A 14,184-nucleotide genomic window follows, 5' to 3' on the forward strand; every position below is an offset into this window, starting at 1 on the left:
CGAAACTCCAGGCTCTGACCTGCCTGGAGTTTCACGATGCGAACCCTGTACGCCCCTGTATTTTTCCTTGGATTCGTCGGCTCGGCCGTGTGGCTGCTGGACGAGGGCGCAAGCCTTGGCTGGTTGCCGGTTCTGCTGTTGCTGGCGATTGGCGTGTCGCTGCTGTGCGAGCGGCTGTGGCCCTATCGCGAGCGTTGGAATGTGAGCCAGGGCGATGGCACCCGGGACGTGATTCACGCGGGGGTGAACGAGGCGCTCAACGTGGCCGGCATTGCCGCCATCCCCCTGATTGCCCTGGTGCTGCCCGATACCGGCCTGTGGCCGAGTGACTGGCCGCTGGCGCTGCAACTGTTGCTGGCGTTGCCGGTGGCAGACCTGGGCATCACCCTGGTGCATTACGCCAGCCACCGCCTGCCGTTGCTGTGGCGCCTGCACGCCGTGCATCACAGCGTGACCCGAATGTACGGCTTCAATGGGCTGATGAAGCACCCGCTGCACCAGATGCTCGAAGCGCTGGGCGGCACCTTGCCCTTGCTGCTGTGCGGGTTGCCGCTGGATGTGGCGGCCTTGCTGGCGTTCAGCATATCCATCCAGCTGCTGTTGCAGCACAGCAACGTCGACATGCGCATCGGCTGGCTGCGCCATGTATTTGCCTGGGCGCCGGTGCACCGGCTGCATCACCTCAAGTACGGCACCACGGGGGATGTGAACTTCGCGCTGTTCTTCAGCGTTTGGGACCGCCTGCTGGGTACCGCCTTGCACCTGCCGCACTATCACCTGGCGGACGACGACCTGGGTATCGGCGACTTTCCGGACTACCCGGTGGGCTACGGCGCGCAGTTGCGCCAACCCTTTCGCCGCGACCAGCCCGAGCATCCACCTGCCGTACTGCCCGATGCCCTGAGCCGTGCGCTAGTCCAGCAGCCTTAGGCGCAGGTGGCGCAGGGTACGGTCGGCACGGATGCCGAACTGCTGGCGCACGCTGCGTGACAGGTGGGCCGAGTCGGCAAAGCCTGCGCAGGTGGCTGCCTCGGTCAGGCTGCTACTGCCCAGTGCCAGCTGCAAGGCCACGCGCAGGCGTTGCCACAACACCAGGCGGCGCACCGACAGCCCCAGTTGACCGCTGAACAGGCGCTCCAGCTGGCTGAGCGACAGCGCCGCCTCACTGGCCAGCTGCGCGGCGGGCAGGGTGTTTTCATCCAGTGCACGTACCCGTTGCAAGGCGGTGGCTAGGCGCGGATGCAAAGGGCGCCGGGGCAGGGCGCGCAAGCGTTGGTTCAGGCCCTCCAGGTCTGCGCCGGCGTCTTCGCAGAGCTGGCGCAGCACCGGCAGTTCGAAAGCCAATGGCTCGGCAAACAGCGTGATCGCCGGTTGCTCGCTGAGAATCGCATGCGGCTGCCCGGAGGCAATGAGCAGCAGCGGCCCGCACTCGACCTGGCCCTGGATCGACGCCTGCACCGGGGCAGCGCAGGCGATCAGTACCTGGTGGGCATAGTGGGCGTGGGCCTGGGTTTGCCCGACCTGCCCGGCCACCAGGCAGTAGTCGGTGGCCAGCCACAGGTCGCCTTGCCAGGGTTCGTTGGGTGCGCGGTGGATAGTGGTGCTCCTGAATGAGGCTGAAGGCGGGCGGCGAGGTTACAACGGCAAGGGCCGGTCCTGCACCACGCGCTTCATCACCAGGGTGGAGGTGAGCCGCTGCACGTTGGGCAGCGACGACAGGCTTTCATCATAGAGCCGCTGGAAGGCCGGCAGGTCCTGGGTGATCACGTGCAGCAGGTAGTCCGGCTCGCCGAACAGGCGCTGCGCATCCACCACCTGTGGCAACGTCACCAGCGCGTTCTCGAACGCCTCGACCGCCGTGCGATCGCCCTCGCGAAGGGTGACGAAGACCATGGCGGAAAAGGTCAGGCCCAGGGCAATGGGGTCCAGTTTCGCCCGATAGCCCAGCAGCACCCCCGATTCTTCCAGGGCACGCACCCGCCGGTGGCAGGGGGAGAGGCTCAACCCCACCCGCTCGGCCAGTTCGGTGATTGAAAGGCGCCCGTCTTTTTGCAGTTCGGCAAGAATGTTCCGGTCGATGCGGTCCATCTGGAAGGATCTTCCCCTATTGGCCTATGTCGCGATTATCTTCGAAAGAAAATTCTAGCAAGATTTCATTATTGTTCCCTGAATCAATTTGCTTGTGGAGCAGGACGATGCAGCCAACCGTGGATCAACCCCTGGCGTGGGTAGCGCCATGACCCTGAGTGTTTTCGTGGCGTTCTGGGCGGTGTCGATGTTGTTCATCATCACGCCGGGTGCGGACTGGGCCTATGCGATATCGGCCGGGCTGAAGGGGCGGGTGGTATTGCCCGCCGTGGCCGGGCTGTTGTCGGGGCATCTGATCGCGACACTGATCGTCGCCGCCGGGGTGGGCACGCTGGTGGCGGGGCATCCGTTTGCGCTGTCGGTGCTGACGGTGGCCGGGGCCGGGTACCTGCTATGGTTGGGCATCGGCATGCTGCGCCACCCGACTGTGCCCCTGGCGGACCAGGTGCAGGTAGCCGGTGCGTGGCAGCGCTGGGCGGTGAAGGGCCTGTGTGTGAGCGGCCTGAACCCCAAGGTGTTCCTGCTGTTTCTGGCATTGCTGCCACAGTTCACCGACGCCACGGCGCCGTGGCCGGTACCGCTGCAGATCGTGGCGCTGGGGCTGGTGCATGCGCTCAGCTGCGGGGTGATCTACCTGCTGGTGGGCTTTGGATCGCAGGCCGTGCTGGGCGCGCGGCCTGCGGCGGCGCTGTGGGTCAGCCGGGTGTCGGGGGCGGCGATGGTCATCATCGCGCTGGTGCTGCTGGGCGGGCAGCTACCCAGGTAGGCAGAATGTACGCGGCAATCGAACAGGGGGAGTGCCATGAAGAGCTTGAGAGCACGGGCCGTACAGGGCCTGGAGGTGGGGGCGCAACTGAGCGTGAGCCGATGCTTCACCGATGAGGACATCCGCTGCTTTGCGCAGCTTTCGCGGGACTACAACCCCGTGCACTACGATGCCGCCTCGGCCGAACTGCGCAGGTTCAGGTCGATCATTTCCCATGGCCTGCTGACGGCCAGCCTGGTGACCGAGATCGGCGGGCAGATCGGCTGGCTGGCGACCAGCATGAGCTTCGAGTTCAAGCGTCCGGTGTATGCCGGCGATGCAATCACCTGCCACTGGCTGATCGTGGACAAGGACGAGCGCGGGCATGCGCGGGCGCAGTTGAGCATCGTCAACGCGCAGGGCGAAACCGTGCTGGAAGGCATGACCACCGGGGTGTTGCCGAACGCAGCGGCGCGTGAACGCATGGCGCAGCTGTTGGCCGAGGGCGACCCCGGCAACCTGGCTGTGGCAGGTGCCTAGGGCGCCGGCACGCGGCAGGGTTCAATTGCGAAAGTACAACTCGTCCAGCTGGCGCCGACGGATCGCCACGTACTGCTCCCACACCTTGGGGAACTCCGCCTCGCGGATGAACGGGAAGGTGAGGTACACGAATCGCCCCTTCACCTGAATGTACTGGCGTGCACGCTGGAAGGCCGGCTGCTCGGTCAATGCGATGCTCTCGTCGTAGCCGTCGTGGTAGTGACGAATATCCACCCGGTGCGGGGCAAGCATGCCGCGGGCAAAGTCGATCACCCAGCCGGTGCCCACCGAGGTGCTCAGGTAACCGTAGACACCATCCTCCGACAGCTGCAGGCACGCCTTGGCCTGCGTGCCGTCGTCATCGTTCACCAGCACGATCTGGTCGTTGAAGTACTGGATGGATTGCCCCTGCGGCCCGTGCAGCACCAGGTTCCAGCCTTCGGCATCCATGCGGAACTCGCCCTGGTTGGCAAACTCGGCGATCCATCCGTTTGACAGCTCGATTCTGTGGTTGGTCATGGGGTGGGGGTCCTGAGGGATAGGGCAGGCAGTTGCTTCAGCTGTGCTCGATCAGCATGACAGCAACGGTATCGGGCTCCAAGGCTTCGAACACATGGGGCTGGTTGGCCGGGTAGCGCAGGTAGTCGCCGGCATGCAACAGCACCGGTGCACTGGCCGGGCCTGCGCTGGCGGCCCCCTGGCACACGAATACATGCTCGAAAGTGCCCGCCGGGTGCGCCTGGGAATGGTGCGGCTGCCCGGGCTGGGCATGCACGCGGTACAGGTCCCGGCGTATGCCGGGCGGGCAGTCGGCGAGCAGGGTCGCCGCGTAGTCGGCGTCGTCGGCCTTGAGCGCCGCACCTTCGCCTGCGCGAATCACCGTGACCGTCTGCGCCGGCTGCTCAAAGAACCGCGTGACCTGAATGCCCAGTGCCGTGGCCAGCGCCCACAGGGTCTCGATGCTGGGGTTGCCAAGGCCGGACTCCAGCTGCGATAGCGTGGATTTGGCCACGCCGGCGCGGCGCGCCAGATCGCTGACGGACATCCCCGACTGCAAGCGCTCGCGCCTGATGGCCTGGGCCAGAATCATGATCGGCGCATCGTTCGATATAATGGTCATTTGTTCGTTATGAGTTGACTGGGAGAGAGGGCGGCGGACATTATGGCACCCACTTGTTCGTTTTGATGGATTTTGTTCGATGACACAGCCTTCTGTTTTTGCCTCGACGGGACACCGCGCGCCATGAATGCACGTTCACGCGGCACCCTCGAAATGGTTACCGCCATGTGCATTTCTGGCACTGTCGGCTGGTTCGTGGTGCAGTCGGGCCAGTCGCCTTCGTCGATGGTGTTCTGGCGCTGCCTGTTCGGCGCCGCCGTGATGGCCCTGGCGTGCTGGGCGCTGGGGGTGTTTGGCACGCTGCGCCCGACCCGCGCGCAGTGGGGGTGGATGCTGCTGGGTGGCGTTGCGCTGGCCTGCAACTGGCTGCTGCTGTTCAGCGCCTACAGCCAGGCCTCCATCGCGGTGGCCACGGTGGTCTACCACACGCAACCCTTCATGCTGGTGGGGCTGGGCGTGCTGCTGTTCGGCGAGCGGATTTCGGCCAGTGGTGCCGGCTGGTTGGGCCTGGCGTTTGTCGGCATGCTGCTGATTGTGACGGCCAAGACGGGGGCGGCCGGGGAAAACTACCTGATGGGTGTGATGCTCGCGCTTGCGTCGGCCTTGCTATACGCGATTGCGGCGATCATCGCCAAGCGCCTGCAGGGCGTGCCGCCGCACCTGATCGTGCTGGTGCAGCTGCTGGTGGGCGCGGCCATGCTCTGGCCCTGGGCGCAGGTGCCGGACATGACCGCGCAGCCCCAGGCCTGGGCCTACCTGCTGACCATTGGCGCGGTGCATACCGGGCTGATGTCGACCCTGCTGTACGGCGCCATCCAGAAACTGCCCACGGCGCTGATCGGCGCCCTGTCGTTTCTGTACCCGGCGGTGGCCATCCTGGTCGACTGGCTGGCCTTCGATCACCCCCTCAGCGGGCTGCAGGCAGCCGGGGCGCTGGCCATATTGCTGGCGGCGGCCGGCATGAACCTGGGCTGGCGCCTGGGCTCAAAGCCGGCCCTGAATACCTGAGTTAGACCACCGCGTGCCCTGGGCCGCACTGGTCGAGCGTGGCCAGGTAAACACTGGGCGGGGCGCCCAATTGACGATGGAACATGCTGGAAAAGGCGCTGGGGCTGTCGTAGCCCAGCTCCAGCGCGACCCGTGTGACCGAGGCGCCGGCCGCCAGGCGGGTGACGGCAGCCATCAGGCAGGCCTGCTGGCGCCAGGTGCCGAATGAAAGCCCGGTTTGCTGGCGGAACAGGCGGCTGAAGGTTCTTGCACTGCAATGCAGGGCACTTGCCCAGGACTCGGCGCTGGTGTCGATGCGGGGTTGGCGCAGGAAGTTGCGACATAGTTCGGCCAGCCGCGGGTCGTTTGGCAAGGGTGCGAACAGCGCCAGGCTCGGCGCGCTGCGCAGCTCGTGCAGTACCAACTGAATCAGATGCCCGTCGCGACCGTGTGTTTCATACAGTGCGGGTACGTGCGCCGTGGCCAGCAACAGGTGGTGGAGCAGGGGCGAGACCACCAGGGCCTGGCACTGCGAGGTATCACGCACCGGCTGCGCTGGCTCTATGTACAGGCTGCGGGTGCTCACCCCGCGCATCAGCACCTGGTGCGGCTTGCCGGCGGGTATCCACACCCCGCTACCGGGCGGAATCACCCAGCTGCCGTCCTGGGTTTGGACCTCCATCAGGCCACTCATGCCATACAGAAACTGTGCGCGCCGATGCACATGGGTGGGCAGCAGTGTGTCGGGCGGGTAGTCGGTACCGATGGCGAGCACCGGGCGGGCGACGGCGTCGACGCTGGCGAGCGGAACATTGAGCATGTGAAGCACCTTGGCCGGAACGCGAGGATTATTGGCCAATTCGCGAGGGCTGGCCACATGTCTGGCCGTTAACGTGTGGCTTCCCCCTTGTGTTGGAAGCGATGCATGTTCTGGTTTCTGCTGTGTGCGTTCGGTGTGGTAGCCGGTGTGACGACTGTGCTGTTCGGCTTTGGTGGCGGCTTTGTGGCGGTGCCGCTGCTGTTCACCCTTATCAGTGTGAGCCATGCGCCGGGGTCGGCCATCGGCGAGGCCGCGATGCATATCGCCGTGGCCACCTCCACGGCGGCGATGATCTTCGGCGCAGGCCTTTCGACCTTGCGCCATGCCCGTGCGCGCACCTTGCAGTGGCCTGTGGTGCGGCCGTTGCTGGGTTACGTTGCGCTGGGTGCAGTGCTGGGCGCATGGGCCGCCACGCAGGTGCAAGGGGCGTGGATACGCTGGCTGTTCATCGGCTACCTTGGCCTGACCATTCTTGATGCCGTGTTGCGCCCGGGGTTTACCGTGAGCACAAGCGATGGCATGCGCCCGCTGGGCCGTCGAGCCAGCGCCGTGATCGGTGTCGGCATGGGCGCCGTGGCGGCTTTTCTGGGAGTCGGTGGCAGCGTGATGAGCGTGCCGCTGATGCGCAGGCGTGGGGCGAGCATGGCCGTGGCGACGGCGTCGGCCAACCCGCTGTCGCTGCCGATGGCGATTGCCGGTACTGCCGCCTACGCCGTGCTTGCGTGGCGCACCGAAGTGCTGGGGCCCTGGTTTGCCGGCTATATCGACGTGCGTGCCCTGGCCGTGCTGGTGCTTGGCTCGTGGTGCGGCATTCGCCTGGCCGCGCCGTGGATCGGGCGCATGCCCGACGCGCTGCATGTGAAGTGCTACCTGGCCCTGCTGGGGGTGGTGCTGGTGGTGATGGTGGTTGCCTGACTAGCCCAGCCAGACGCTCAGCAACACCGCAGCCAGCGCGACCAGTGCCGTGTTGAGGCACACCAGCGCAAAGCCGAAGCGCACCAGTTCGCCTTCTTCACTGGTGCTGGTTCTGGCCAGGCCCAGGATCAGCATCACGATCGACAGCGAGCCCAGCGCCGCATGCCCCGCCGCGCTGTTCTGCGCCGCCGCGAGCAACAGGCGGCCGTGTTCGGGCAGCATGGCGATGGCGGGCATGAAGATCGCATTGCCGCCCACGTTCGAGCCGGTCATGTAGCCGGACAACCCGCCCAGCAGGGCGACCAGCAACGAGGCGGCGGCCGGTGCCAGGCCGGTCAGCAGCTGCATCAGGCCCGCCAGAAAGCCGGCCTTGACCATCAACTGCGACATGGCGAGAAAAAAGAAGATCGTCAGCAGGGGCCGCTTCGCCCGGGCCAGCAGTGCGGTGCCGATGCGGGTACCCGGCCCCGGCAGGGACGGTGCGCTTCGCGGGTGAAACCCCAGGCCCACCAGCACCAGGATCAGTGCCACGCCCGGCGAGGCGAGCGGCTTCCAGGTGACCTGCGCGCCCTGGACGACCCACAGGTTCTGCCAGCCGGTGATGGCCCACAGCGCCTTGAGTGCGACGATGCTGGTGATCAGCACCAGGTAAGGCCACGCCTGGCGCGGCCATTGTCGCGCCCCGCGTGTGCCGCCGTGGTTGTGCAGGCGCCACAGCCCGTTGGCCAGTACGGCGGCTGCGCTCACCAGGCCCGCCGCCACGCCGGCTACCTCCGGCCCCAACCCGCGGCTGCTGCTGTAGAGCACCCCCACGAATACCAGCCAGCCAGCGCCCAGCACCGTCCATTCGCGCAAGGTGCGAACCTCGGCCAGGTACAGTGCCATCGCCCCGAGCGCGAGAAACACCGGTGCGCTGGTCAGTGCCGAGGTGGCTGCCAGCGCCGCAGCGTCCAGATGGGCCAGGGAAGCGCCGATCACCGATGCCAGGCCCAGCGTGCCCCACGGCATGATCGCCATGCCGGCCAACGCGATACGCAGCGCCACCCGGCGGTCGAACAGGCTGAGCAGCAGCGGCACGGTGGCGATCAACGACACGCCAAAGCCGGTCATGGCTTCGAGCAACGGGGCCAGCCCGAGCACGATGAACACCACCTGGTCGCCGCGCCCGAGCCCGAGCGAGCGTACCCACTGGCTGAATGCCAGGTTCACGCCCATGCGCTCGATGAAGATCACGAAGGCCAGCCCCGGTACGATCACGAACGCGGTGCTGGCAAACAGCACTGCAGTGTCCTGGGCGGCCGCCACCAGGCTGCCCAGGCGCCACGTATCGGCAGCACCGACCAGCCACAGCACCATTACCAGCAGCGTACCGGCGATGGCGGCATGCACGGGTGGGCGGCGCAGCACCACCAGCATGGCCGTGACCAGCAGCACGTGCGACAGATGAAACAGTGCGAGCATGCGAGCAATATCCTGTGTGAGTCCCGACCAGGGCTGCGGCTGCAGGCTGGGGCTCGATAATATTTCTCGCTGTCAGATAAAGGGGCGCGGATTTCTGGTAGTTTTCGAGAAAATTTCTCGCAGGGTTTCCATGGCCATTCACGATGTAGCGGCTGAGCCGCTGGACAAGTTCGACCGCGCCATTCTTGACCTGGTGCAGCGCGACAACACCGTGCCGCTGCGGTTGGTGGCCGAGCAGGTCAACCTGTCCACGGCGGCGGTGCAGCGGCGCATCAAGCGCATGGAGGAGCGGGGCGTCATCACCGCCAATGTCGCCGTCGTCGACCCTACTGCGGTGGGTCGGCCGATCACCATCATCGTGGAGGTGATGGCCGAGCGCACCAGCCTCGATGCGCTGGAGGCCATGAAGGCGCACTTTGCGGTGCCTGAAGTGCAGCAGTGCTACTACGTCACTGGCGAGGTGGATTTCGTGCTGGTGCTGACCGTGGCCAGCATGCAGGAGTACCAGGCGTTGGCGCGGCGGTTGTTTGCCGAGAACGCCAATGTCACCTGGTTCAAGACCATTGTGGCGCTGGACCGGGTGAAGGTCGGGTTGCAGGTGCCCAGCCTGTAGGAGCGGGCCTTGCCCCGCGATCTGGCGCGCAGCGCCAGCAGAACCTGCGACGCGATCAGCCTGATACACCGCACACTTTCCAAGGTAACGATGTTGGTGCAGCATAGGCCCGCGTCGACAAAGGGACATGAGACTCGAATGAAGCTGATCGCTGCGCAAATCTCGGCCACCCCGGGGGATGTCGAAAAGAACCTCGCCCAACACATCGACGCTATCCACGCCGCCGCAAGCCAGGGAGCCGATGCGGTGGTCTTCCCCGAACTTTCGCTGACCGGCTACGAACCCGAACTGGCCGGTGGCCTGGCGATGGCGCCCACCGACAGCCGCCTCGATGCGTTCCAGGCCTTGAGCGATCGCTACACCCTGCTCATCGCCGTGGGTGCGCCAACCCAGGGGAGGGAGGGCACCCAGATCAGCATGATCGCCTTCCAGCCAGGGCTGCCACGTGCGGTGTATTCCAAGCAGCTTCTGCACGCCGACGAACTGCCATTCTTCACGCCTGGTACCCAGCAGCAGGTGTTCCGCCAGGGCGGGCATGTTCTGGTGCCCGCGATCTGCTATGAATCCTTGCAACCCGCCCATGCATCCCAGGCCGCCGCAGCAGGTGCCCAGGTGTACCTGGCCAGCGTGGCCAAGTCGCAGAAGGGCGTGGACCTGGCCTGCAACCATTACCCGGCAATGGCCCGCAAGCATGGCATGACCGTGATCATGGCCAACTGCGTAGGCCCCGCCGACAACTTCATCGGTGCAGGCCAGTCCGCGGTCTGGAACCCGAATGGCGAGCGCGTCTGCACTGCCGACGCCACCCGGCAAGCCCTGGTCGCATATGACACACGCACGGGAGAAGCGGGTACTGTCAGCCTGGCTTGAATCACCATCGCCACCCCAATTCGTCGACCTTCGGAAGCACTCATGCCCGCCTTGATTCCCCTTGACCCCGCAACACTCCCGGACATCGCCACGCTGCGCCAGCGCGCCAAGGCCCTGGCCATGCTCGATGCCATCGTCTCCCCCGAATGGGAATACCGCTATTTCAGCTACAACGCGAGCTGGTTCGACGGTGAGGAAATGGCGTCGATGCGCAATGGCTCGGGCGATGAATGGTTTGTGCACTTCGGGCCGTTCGGCGCGGCCATAAAGGGGATTGCGCATGAATCCCCGTTAGCCGGCGACAGCCGTCTCGTCGAGGCCGTACAGCAACAAGTGCCGCCGGCCTTTGCCGCCTTTCTCAACGAAGCGGCCTTCAGCATGGACTGGCTGAGCTACTGCTACTGGAGAAGCCCTGACGACGCGGCCTGGCAGAAGGTGGCAGCGCCGAACGTCACAACGGACCACCTCGACGATGGCTCGGTGGAGTTTCTGGCGCTGCTGATCGAACCGGCCAGTGGCTACGTGGAGTTTGCCCAGTGGTACTACGAGCAGGCCGTGCCATTGGCGGCGGTGCAGCAACTCTACGACCACACCCCGTTGACCGCCGACCTGGTGGCCGCGCTCAACCCGGAACTGGACTTTGCCGAGGCGGTGGCCTCGGCTGTCGAAACGGGCTACCCCTGCGCCGGATAAGTGCTACCACCCCTGGGCCAGCGGCGCTGGCCCTTGCAAGGTGGGGAACAGCGGCAACACTTCTTCGGCCAATTCCTGAATGACCTCGCCAACCGGCCGCCGGGCCATCTGAATGCCCAGCGCCGCATGATTGACGCCCGCTGCCTTCCATTCGCCAAGCAACGCGATCAGCCCGTTGCGCCCGGTCTTGAGCACATACCCACCTTGCAACGGCGTGCGCGGGAAGTCGGGGTCTTCGTCCAGGTCGATCCACTCGTTGGTCATGTGCGGGCGAAACCCGCCGTTGGGGATCTGCGAGCGCCACGCCCGAACCTTTTCTGCCAGGCGAAGCGGGCCCTGCGCCGTGTGGGTGGCGTCCGGGTAGGTCAGCCAGCCATCGGCCTGCTCACCCAGCCACTGCAGGGATTGACGCGACGACCCCGTCACGATCAGCGGAATGCGCCCGGTGACCGGTTGTGGCAGCAACTGCGTGCCGTTCATCTGGCCCAGCGGCGAGCGGATGGTCGCAGGGCCCTGCGCCAGCAATTGCCGAAAGTAGTCCACGCTGTGGGCAAAGCGCTCACCGCGCTGGTCATGGGCCAGGCCGTAGGCCGGGAACTCCACGGCCCTGTCCCCCGACGCGATGCCCATCACCAACCGGCCGCCCGACAGGCGATCGAGGCTGGCGGCAGACTTGGCCAGGTCGATGGGGTGGCGCAAAGTAAAGATGGCGCTGCCGGTGACCAGCGCGATGTGCCGGGTATGGGCGGCCAGGTAGCCCAGGTACACGAAGGGGTCGAACACCTGGCCGGCATCGCCGAAGGCCGGGTCGTACAACGGCACGTCGCGCACCCATACGGCAGCAAAGCCCAGGCGCTCGATCTCGCTCACATGCTGCGCCTGGGCGTGAAGCACCGCCATGTCGCCCTGGTAGAAGCGCAGCGGCAGAAAGATGCCCAGTGTCAGGTGATCGGCGGCGAACATGCGCCGGTAGCCGGGGTGGTGGGCGAAGGCTTCGGCGTTCGCGCCGCAGGTGACGGCGGGTGCAGTGGGGTGGGTCATGGTGTTCATGCCTGTTCCTTGGTGTCGGGGTTCATGGGCCGGTGGCAGGGGCGGGCAGGCGAATGCCGCGTTGCACCGCAGGGCGCTGCTCTACCTGCGCGTACCATTGGCTCAACCAGGGCTGCTGGCTGAAGTCGAAGCCCACCAGCTGCGCGATATGCAGCCAGGCGAAGGTGGCGATGTCTGCAATCGAATAGGTGGCGCCACCCAGCCACGGCTGGTTTGCCAGGTGCTGATCGAGGGTGACGAAGGTGGCTTCGGTGAGGGTCCTGTAACGCTGAATGGCGTCAGGGTTGGGCACGGTGTTGAAGCATTCGAAGTGCACGCGCTGGCCCAGCAACGGCCCCATGCTGGCGCTGTGAAACATCAACCAAGTGATGCATGCCCAGCGCTCGGGGGCGTCGTGGCCAAGCAACTGGCCGCTCTTGTCCGCCAGGTACAGCAGGATGGCGGCGGACTCGAACAGGGTGATGCCGGTGGCGCGGTCGATCAGCACCGGAATGCGACCGTGCGGGTTGAGCGCAAGAAACTCGGGCCGCTGGTGCTCGCCCTCATCGATGCGCACATGGCGCAGGCTGTAGGGCAAGCCCATTTCTTCCAGGGCGATGGTGATCTTGAAGCCGTTTGGGGAACTGTCGGTGTAGAGAATCAGGTCAGGATCGGACACAGGGCACATACCTCAGGCAGACTAATGCTTGTTGCGTGGTGTGGGTGCCATGCTAGTGAGTGATTGCCTGGGACAAAAACGATTAGTCCTGCGCTTTGACGTTAGATTTTCTAAACCAAGGAATACGCCATGGGCGCCGTTCTACCCTTGCTGGCGCTGCGCGCCTTTACCGAAGCTGCACGGCTGGGCAGCCTCAAGGCGGCGGCCGAGCACATGGGCGTCACCCCCGGCGCCATCAGCCAGCAGATCCGCCAGCTGGAAGACCGCCTGGGTGTCACGCTGCTGCTACGGGGGCGGCATGGGGTGCAGCTCAGCGATGCCGGCGCACGTCTTTTCCCCGGGTTGTCGCGGGGCTTTGGGCAGATCGAGAACGCGCTGCTCGAACTTGAATCGTTCACCCACGAGCAAACGCTTACCATCAGCACCGTGCCGTCGTTCGCGTCCACCTGGCTGGTGCCGCGCCTGGGTGACTTCAGTACCCGGCATCCTGACATCGAAGTGCGGGTGGAGGCGTCGGCAAGGCTGGTGGATTTCCAGCGCGAGCGCATCGACATTGCGCTGCGCCATGGCCTGGGCCAGTACCCGGGGCTGGAGTCGATCCCACTGATGGCGCCGGTGCTGCTACCGGTGGCCAGCCCCCGGCTGCTGGCCGAGGGGCCGCCGATCAACAGCCCGCAGGATTGCCTGAACTACCCGCTGCTGCACGACACCGAGCGAGCGGATTGGCCGCTGTGGCTGCAAGCGCATGGCGTGGAGGCTGACAGCCGTAGCCAGCGCGGTGCCAGTTACGATGAAGACCTGTTGCTGCTGCGCGCGGCGGCGAGCGGGCAGGGCATTGCCTTGGTGCAGGACAACCATGCCCAGGAAGATCTGCACAACGGCAGGCTGGTGGTGGCGCTGGACAGGCCGTGGCCGTCGCGATTTGCGTACTACCTGGTAACGCGCAAAGAGGCCTTGAAGCGGGCGCAGGTGCAGGCGTTCATCGAGTGGATAACGCAGCAGGCGGGCGCTGCGTGACAGGTGTGGCTCAGCTTTCGGCGGCGGGGGTTGGGGTTTCGGCGGCTTCTGCAGCCAGCTTCAGTCGGTCGGCCTTGCAGATGTATTTGGGTTTGCTTTTGGGGGCCCGCTTGGCGCTGGCCTTCTTGGCGTTGGCCTTGAGTATCTGCTTGATCTTCTTTTGGCGGTTCATGGTTCTGCTGGGCCTGTAGATGCTTGAAAGCGGTGCGATGGCGGGGAGGTTGCAGGTGTTCTGCAGAGCCTTGCCGGTACTGCCGGTTGGGGCGAGTTTACTAAAGGTTGCGCTGCAAGCGTGAGCGTTGTGCGTGGGGAGGCTTTGAGGGCGCGTTCGCAGGTTTTGCTGGCGCTGCGCGGCAGATCGCGGGTCAAGGCCCGCTCCTACGGCCTGGCGGCCAGAGGCGGAGTCTGCCCGAAGGGCGTAGGAGCCGGCGTTGCCGGCGAACGAGCGCGAAGCGGTCGCAACGCCTGAGTGCGCGGTGTGTCAGGCGAACCGCATGTGCAGGTTTTGCTGGTGCTGCGCACCAGATCGCGGGTCAAGGCCCGCTCCTACGGCCTGGCGGCCAGAGGCGGAGTCTGCCCGAAGGGCGTAGGAGCCGGCGTTGCCGGC

At 65.7% G+C, this 14,184-nt stretch carries 18 protein-coding genes; 9 read left to right on the plus strand and 9 right to left on the minus strand.

Features of this window, described 5'->3' with window-relative positions; genetic code table 11:
• Positions 1 to 36: 36 nt before the first annotated feature.
• On the plus strand, positions 37 to 930 hold the full coding sequence (locus NJH59_RS16105) for a sterol desaturase family protein (protein ID WP_213605708.1): 894 nt from the start codon (positions 37 to 39) through the stop codon (positions 928 to 930).
• On the opposite strand, the gene NJH59_RS16110 is transcribed toward NJH59_RS16105, so the two are convergent.
• Together NJH59_RS16110 and NJH59_RS16115 are read right to left on the minus strand one after the other, a co-directional pair.
• A complete protein-coding gene (locus NJH59_RS16110; protein WP_253087010.1) occupies positions 913 to 1,533 on the minus strand; it encodes an AraC family transcriptional regulator in 621 nt (206 codons plus the stop codon). The genes NJH59_RS16105 and NJH59_RS16110 overlap by 18 nt on opposite strands.
• A gap of 102 nt (positions 1,534 to 1,635) precedes the next feature.
• On the minus strand, positions 1,636 to 2,088 hold the full coding sequence (locus tag NJH59_RS16115) for an Lrp/AsnC family transcriptional regulator (RefSeq protein WP_253087011.1): 453 nt from the start codon (positions 2,086 to 2,088) through the stop codon (positions 1,636 to 1,638).
• 148 nt (positions 2,089 to 2,236) lie between these two features.
• Here NJH59_RS16115 and NJH59_RS16120 point away from each other — a divergent pair, with 148 nt between their 5' ends.
• Both NJH59_RS16120 and NJH59_RS16125 read left to right on the plus strand, forming a co-directional pair.
• Entirely contained in the window at positions 2,237 to 2,854 is a 618-nt protein-coding gene (locus tag NJH59_RS16120; RefSeq protein ID WP_229589227.1) for a LysE family translocator, read from the plus strand.
• A gap of 36 nt (positions 2,855 to 2,890) precedes the next feature.
• The gene (locus NJH59_RS16125) at positions 2,891 to 3,373 is read left to right on the plus strand and encodes a MaoC family dehydratase (RefSeq protein ID WP_253087012.1); all 483 of its coding nucleotides are present in this window, start codon (positions 2,891 to 2,893) and stop codon (positions 3,371 to 3,373) included.
• Positions 3,374 to 3,394: 21 nt separating this feature from the next.
• Here the strand turns inward: NJH59_RS16125 and NJH59_RS16130 are convergent, their stop codons facing one another.
• On the minus strand, positions 3,395 to 3,892 hold the full coding sequence (locus NJH59_RS16130; protein ID WP_043860528.1) for a hypothetical protein: 498 nt from the start codon (positions 3,890 to 3,892) through the stop codon (positions 3,395 to 3,397).
• A 37-nt stretch (positions 3,893 to 3,929) separates the two neighbouring features.
• Positions 3,930 to 4,493, minus strand: a complete 564-nt coding sequence (locus NJH59_RS16135) for a helix-turn-helix domain-containing protein (protein WP_054915334.1) — start codon at positions 4,491 to 4,493, stop codon at positions 3,930 to 3,932.
• Between the two features lie 123 nt (positions 4,494 to 4,616).
• Between NJH59_RS16135 and NJH59_RS16140 the strand changes: the two genes are divergently transcribed.
• The gene (locus tag NJH59_RS16140) at positions 4,617 to 5,501 is read left to right on the plus strand and encodes a DMT family transporter (RefSeq protein WP_043860526.1); all 885 of its coding nucleotides are present in this window, start codon (positions 4,617 to 4,619) and stop codon (positions 5,499 to 5,501) included.
• Between the two features lies 1 nt (position 5,502).
• Here NJH59_RS16140 and NJH59_RS16145 read toward each other — a convergent pair whose 3' ends face one another.
• Entirely contained in the window at positions 5,503 to 6,300 is a 798-nt protein-coding gene (locus NJH59_RS16145) for a helix-turn-helix domain-containing protein (RefSeq protein WP_054915332.1), read from the minus strand.
• A 105-nt stretch (positions 6,301 to 6,405) separates the two neighbouring features.
• Here NJH59_RS16145 and NJH59_RS16150 point away from each other — a divergent pair, with 105 nt between their 5' ends.
• Positions 6,406 to 7,215 carry a sulfite exporter TauE/SafE family protein gene (locus tag NJH59_RS16150; protein ID WP_058540707.1) on the plus strand — a complete coding sequence of 270 codons (810 nt, stop codon included), beginning with the start codon at positions 6,406 to 6,408 and terminating at the stop codon, positions 7,213 to 7,215.
• Here NJH59_RS16150 and NJH59_RS16155 read toward each other — a convergent pair whose 3' ends face one another.
• Positions 7,216 to 8,676, minus strand: coding sequence for a transporter (locus tag NJH59_RS16155; protein ID WP_253087013.1), 1,461 nt, complete (start codon positions 8,674 to 8,676; stop codon positions 7,216 to 7,218). It abuts the gene before it with no gap.
• 130 nt (positions 8,677 to 8,806) lie between these two features.
• Here NJH59_RS16155 and NJH59_RS16160 point away from each other — a divergent pair, with 130 nt between their 5' ends.
• From NJH59_RS16160 to NJH59_RS16170, 3 genes are all read left to right on the plus strand, one after another.
• Positions 8,807 to 9,289, plus strand: a complete 483-nt coding sequence (locus tag NJH59_RS16160) for an Lrp/AsnC family transcriptional regulator (RefSeq protein ID WP_043860522.1) — start codon at positions 8,807 to 8,809, stop codon at positions 9,287 to 9,289.
• Between the two features lie 138 nt (positions 9,290 to 9,427).
• Positions 9,428 to 10,159: a carbon-nitrogen hydrolase family protein gene (locus NJH59_RS16165; protein WP_253087014.1), complete on the plus strand. Its 732-nt coding sequence runs from the start codon at positions 9,428 to 9,430 to the stop codon at positions 10,157 to 10,159.
• 42 nt (positions 10,160 to 10,201) lie between these two features.
• Positions 10,202 to 10,852 (plus strand): hypothetical protein, encoded by a 651-nt coding sequence (locus NJH59_RS16170; RefSeq protein ID WP_058540711.1) that lies wholly within the window; start codon positions 10,202 to 10,204, stop codon positions 10,850 to 10,852.
• A gap of 3 nt (positions 10,853 to 10,855) precedes the next feature.
• On the opposite strand, the gene NJH59_RS16175 is transcribed toward NJH59_RS16170, so the two are convergent.
• On the minus strand, positions 10,856 to 11,902 hold the full coding sequence (locus NJH59_RS16175; protein WP_253087015.1) for an LLM class oxidoreductase: 1,047 nt from the start codon (positions 11,900 to 11,902) through the stop codon (positions 10,856 to 10,858).
• A 22-nt stretch (positions 11,903 to 11,924) separates the two neighbouring features.
• Positions 11,925 to 12,560: a glutathione S-transferase family protein gene (locus NJH59_RS16180; protein ID WP_253087016.1), complete on the minus strand. Its 636-nt coding sequence runs from the start codon at positions 12,558 to 12,560 to the stop codon at positions 11,925 to 11,927.
• 129 nt (positions 12,561 to 12,689) lie between these two features.
• On the opposite strand from NJH59_RS16180, the gene gcvA reads away from it, so the two are divergent.
• Positions 12,690 to 13,577: a transcriptional regulator GcvA gene (gene gcvA, locus NJH59_RS16185; protein ID WP_253087017.1), complete on the plus strand. Its 888-nt coding sequence runs from the start codon at positions 12,690 to 12,692 to the stop codon at positions 13,575 to 13,577.
• Positions 13,578 to 13,587: 10 nt separating this feature from the next.
• Here gcvA and NJH59_RS16190 read toward each other — a convergent pair whose 3' ends face one another.
• A complete protein-coding gene (locus tag NJH59_RS16190) occupies positions 13,588 to 13,749 on the minus strand; it encodes a DUF2986 domain-containing protein (protein WP_253087018.1) in 162 nt (53 codons plus the stop codon).
• Between the last annotated feature and the right edge of the window lie 435 nt (positions 13,750 to 14,184).

Source organism: Pseudomonas sp. VE 267-6A (genome assembly GCF_024126555.1).
Taxonomy (GTDB): domain Bacteria; phylum Pseudomonadota; class Gammaproteobacteria; order Pseudomonadales; family Pseudomonadaceae; genus Aquipseudomonas; species Aquipseudomonas palmensis.

Coding starts and splice junctions, on each gene's coding strand:
- NJH59_RS16105 (WP_213605708.1), top strand. CDS start 37: ATGCGAACCCTGTACGCCCCTGTATTTTTCCTTGGATTCGTCGGCTCG.
- NJH59_RS16115 (WP_253087011.1), bottom strand. CDS start 2,088: ATGGACCGCATCGACCGGAACATTCTTGCCGAACTGCAAAAAGACGGG.
- NJH59_RS16120 (WP_229589227.1), top strand. CDS start 2,237: ATGACCCTGAGTGTTTTCGTGGCGTTCTGGGCGGTGTCGATGTTGTTC.
- NJH59_RS16125 (WP_253087012.1), top strand. CDS start 2,891: ATGAAGAGCTTGAGAGCACGGGCCGTACAGGGCCTGGAGGTGGGGGCG.
- NJH59_RS16130 (WP_043860528.1), bottom strand. CDS start 3,892: ATGACCAACCACAGAATCGAGCTGTCAAACGGATGGATCGCCGAGTTT.
- NJH59_RS16135 (WP_054915334.1), bottom strand. CDS start 4,493: ATGACCATTATATCGAACGATGCGCCGATCATGATTCTGGCCCAGGCC.
- NJH59_RS16140 (WP_043860526.1), top strand. CDS start 4,617: ATGAATGCACGTTCACGCGGCACCCTCGAAATGGTTACCGCCATGTGC.
- NJH59_RS16145 (WP_054915332.1), bottom strand. CDS start 6,300: ATGCTCAATGTTCCGCTCGCCAGCGTCGACGCCGTCGCCCGCCCGGTG.
- NJH59_RS16150 (WP_058540707.1), top strand. CDS start 6,406: ATGTTCTGGTTTCTGCTGTGTGCGTTCGGTGTGGTAGCCGGTGTGACG.
- NJH59_RS16155 (WP_253087013.1), bottom strand. CDS start 8,676: ATGCTCGCACTGTTTCATCTGTCGCACGTGCTGCTGGTCACGGCCATG.
- NJH59_RS16160 (WP_043860522.1), top strand. CDS start 8,807: ATGGCCATTCACGATGTAGCGGCTGAGCCGCTGGACAAGTTCGACCGC.
- NJH59_RS16165 (WP_253087014.1), top strand. CDS start 9,428: ATGAAGCTGATCGCTGCGCAAATCTCGGCCACCCCGGGGGATGTCGAA.
- NJH59_RS16170 (WP_058540711.1), top strand. CDS start 10,202: ATGCCCGCCTTGATTCCCCTTGACCCCGCAACACTCCCGGACATCGCC.
- NJH59_RS16175 (WP_253087015.1), bottom strand. CDS start 11,902: ATGAACACCATGACCCACCCCACTGCACCCGCCGTCACCTGCGGCGCG.
- gcvA (WP_253087017.1), top strand. CDS start 12,690: ATGGGCGCCGTTCTACCCTTGCTGGCGCTGCGCGCCTTTACCGAAGCT.
- NJH59_RS16190 (WP_253087018.1), bottom strand. CDS start 13,749: ATGAACCGCCAAAAGAAGATCAAGCAGATACTCAAGGCCAACGCCAAG.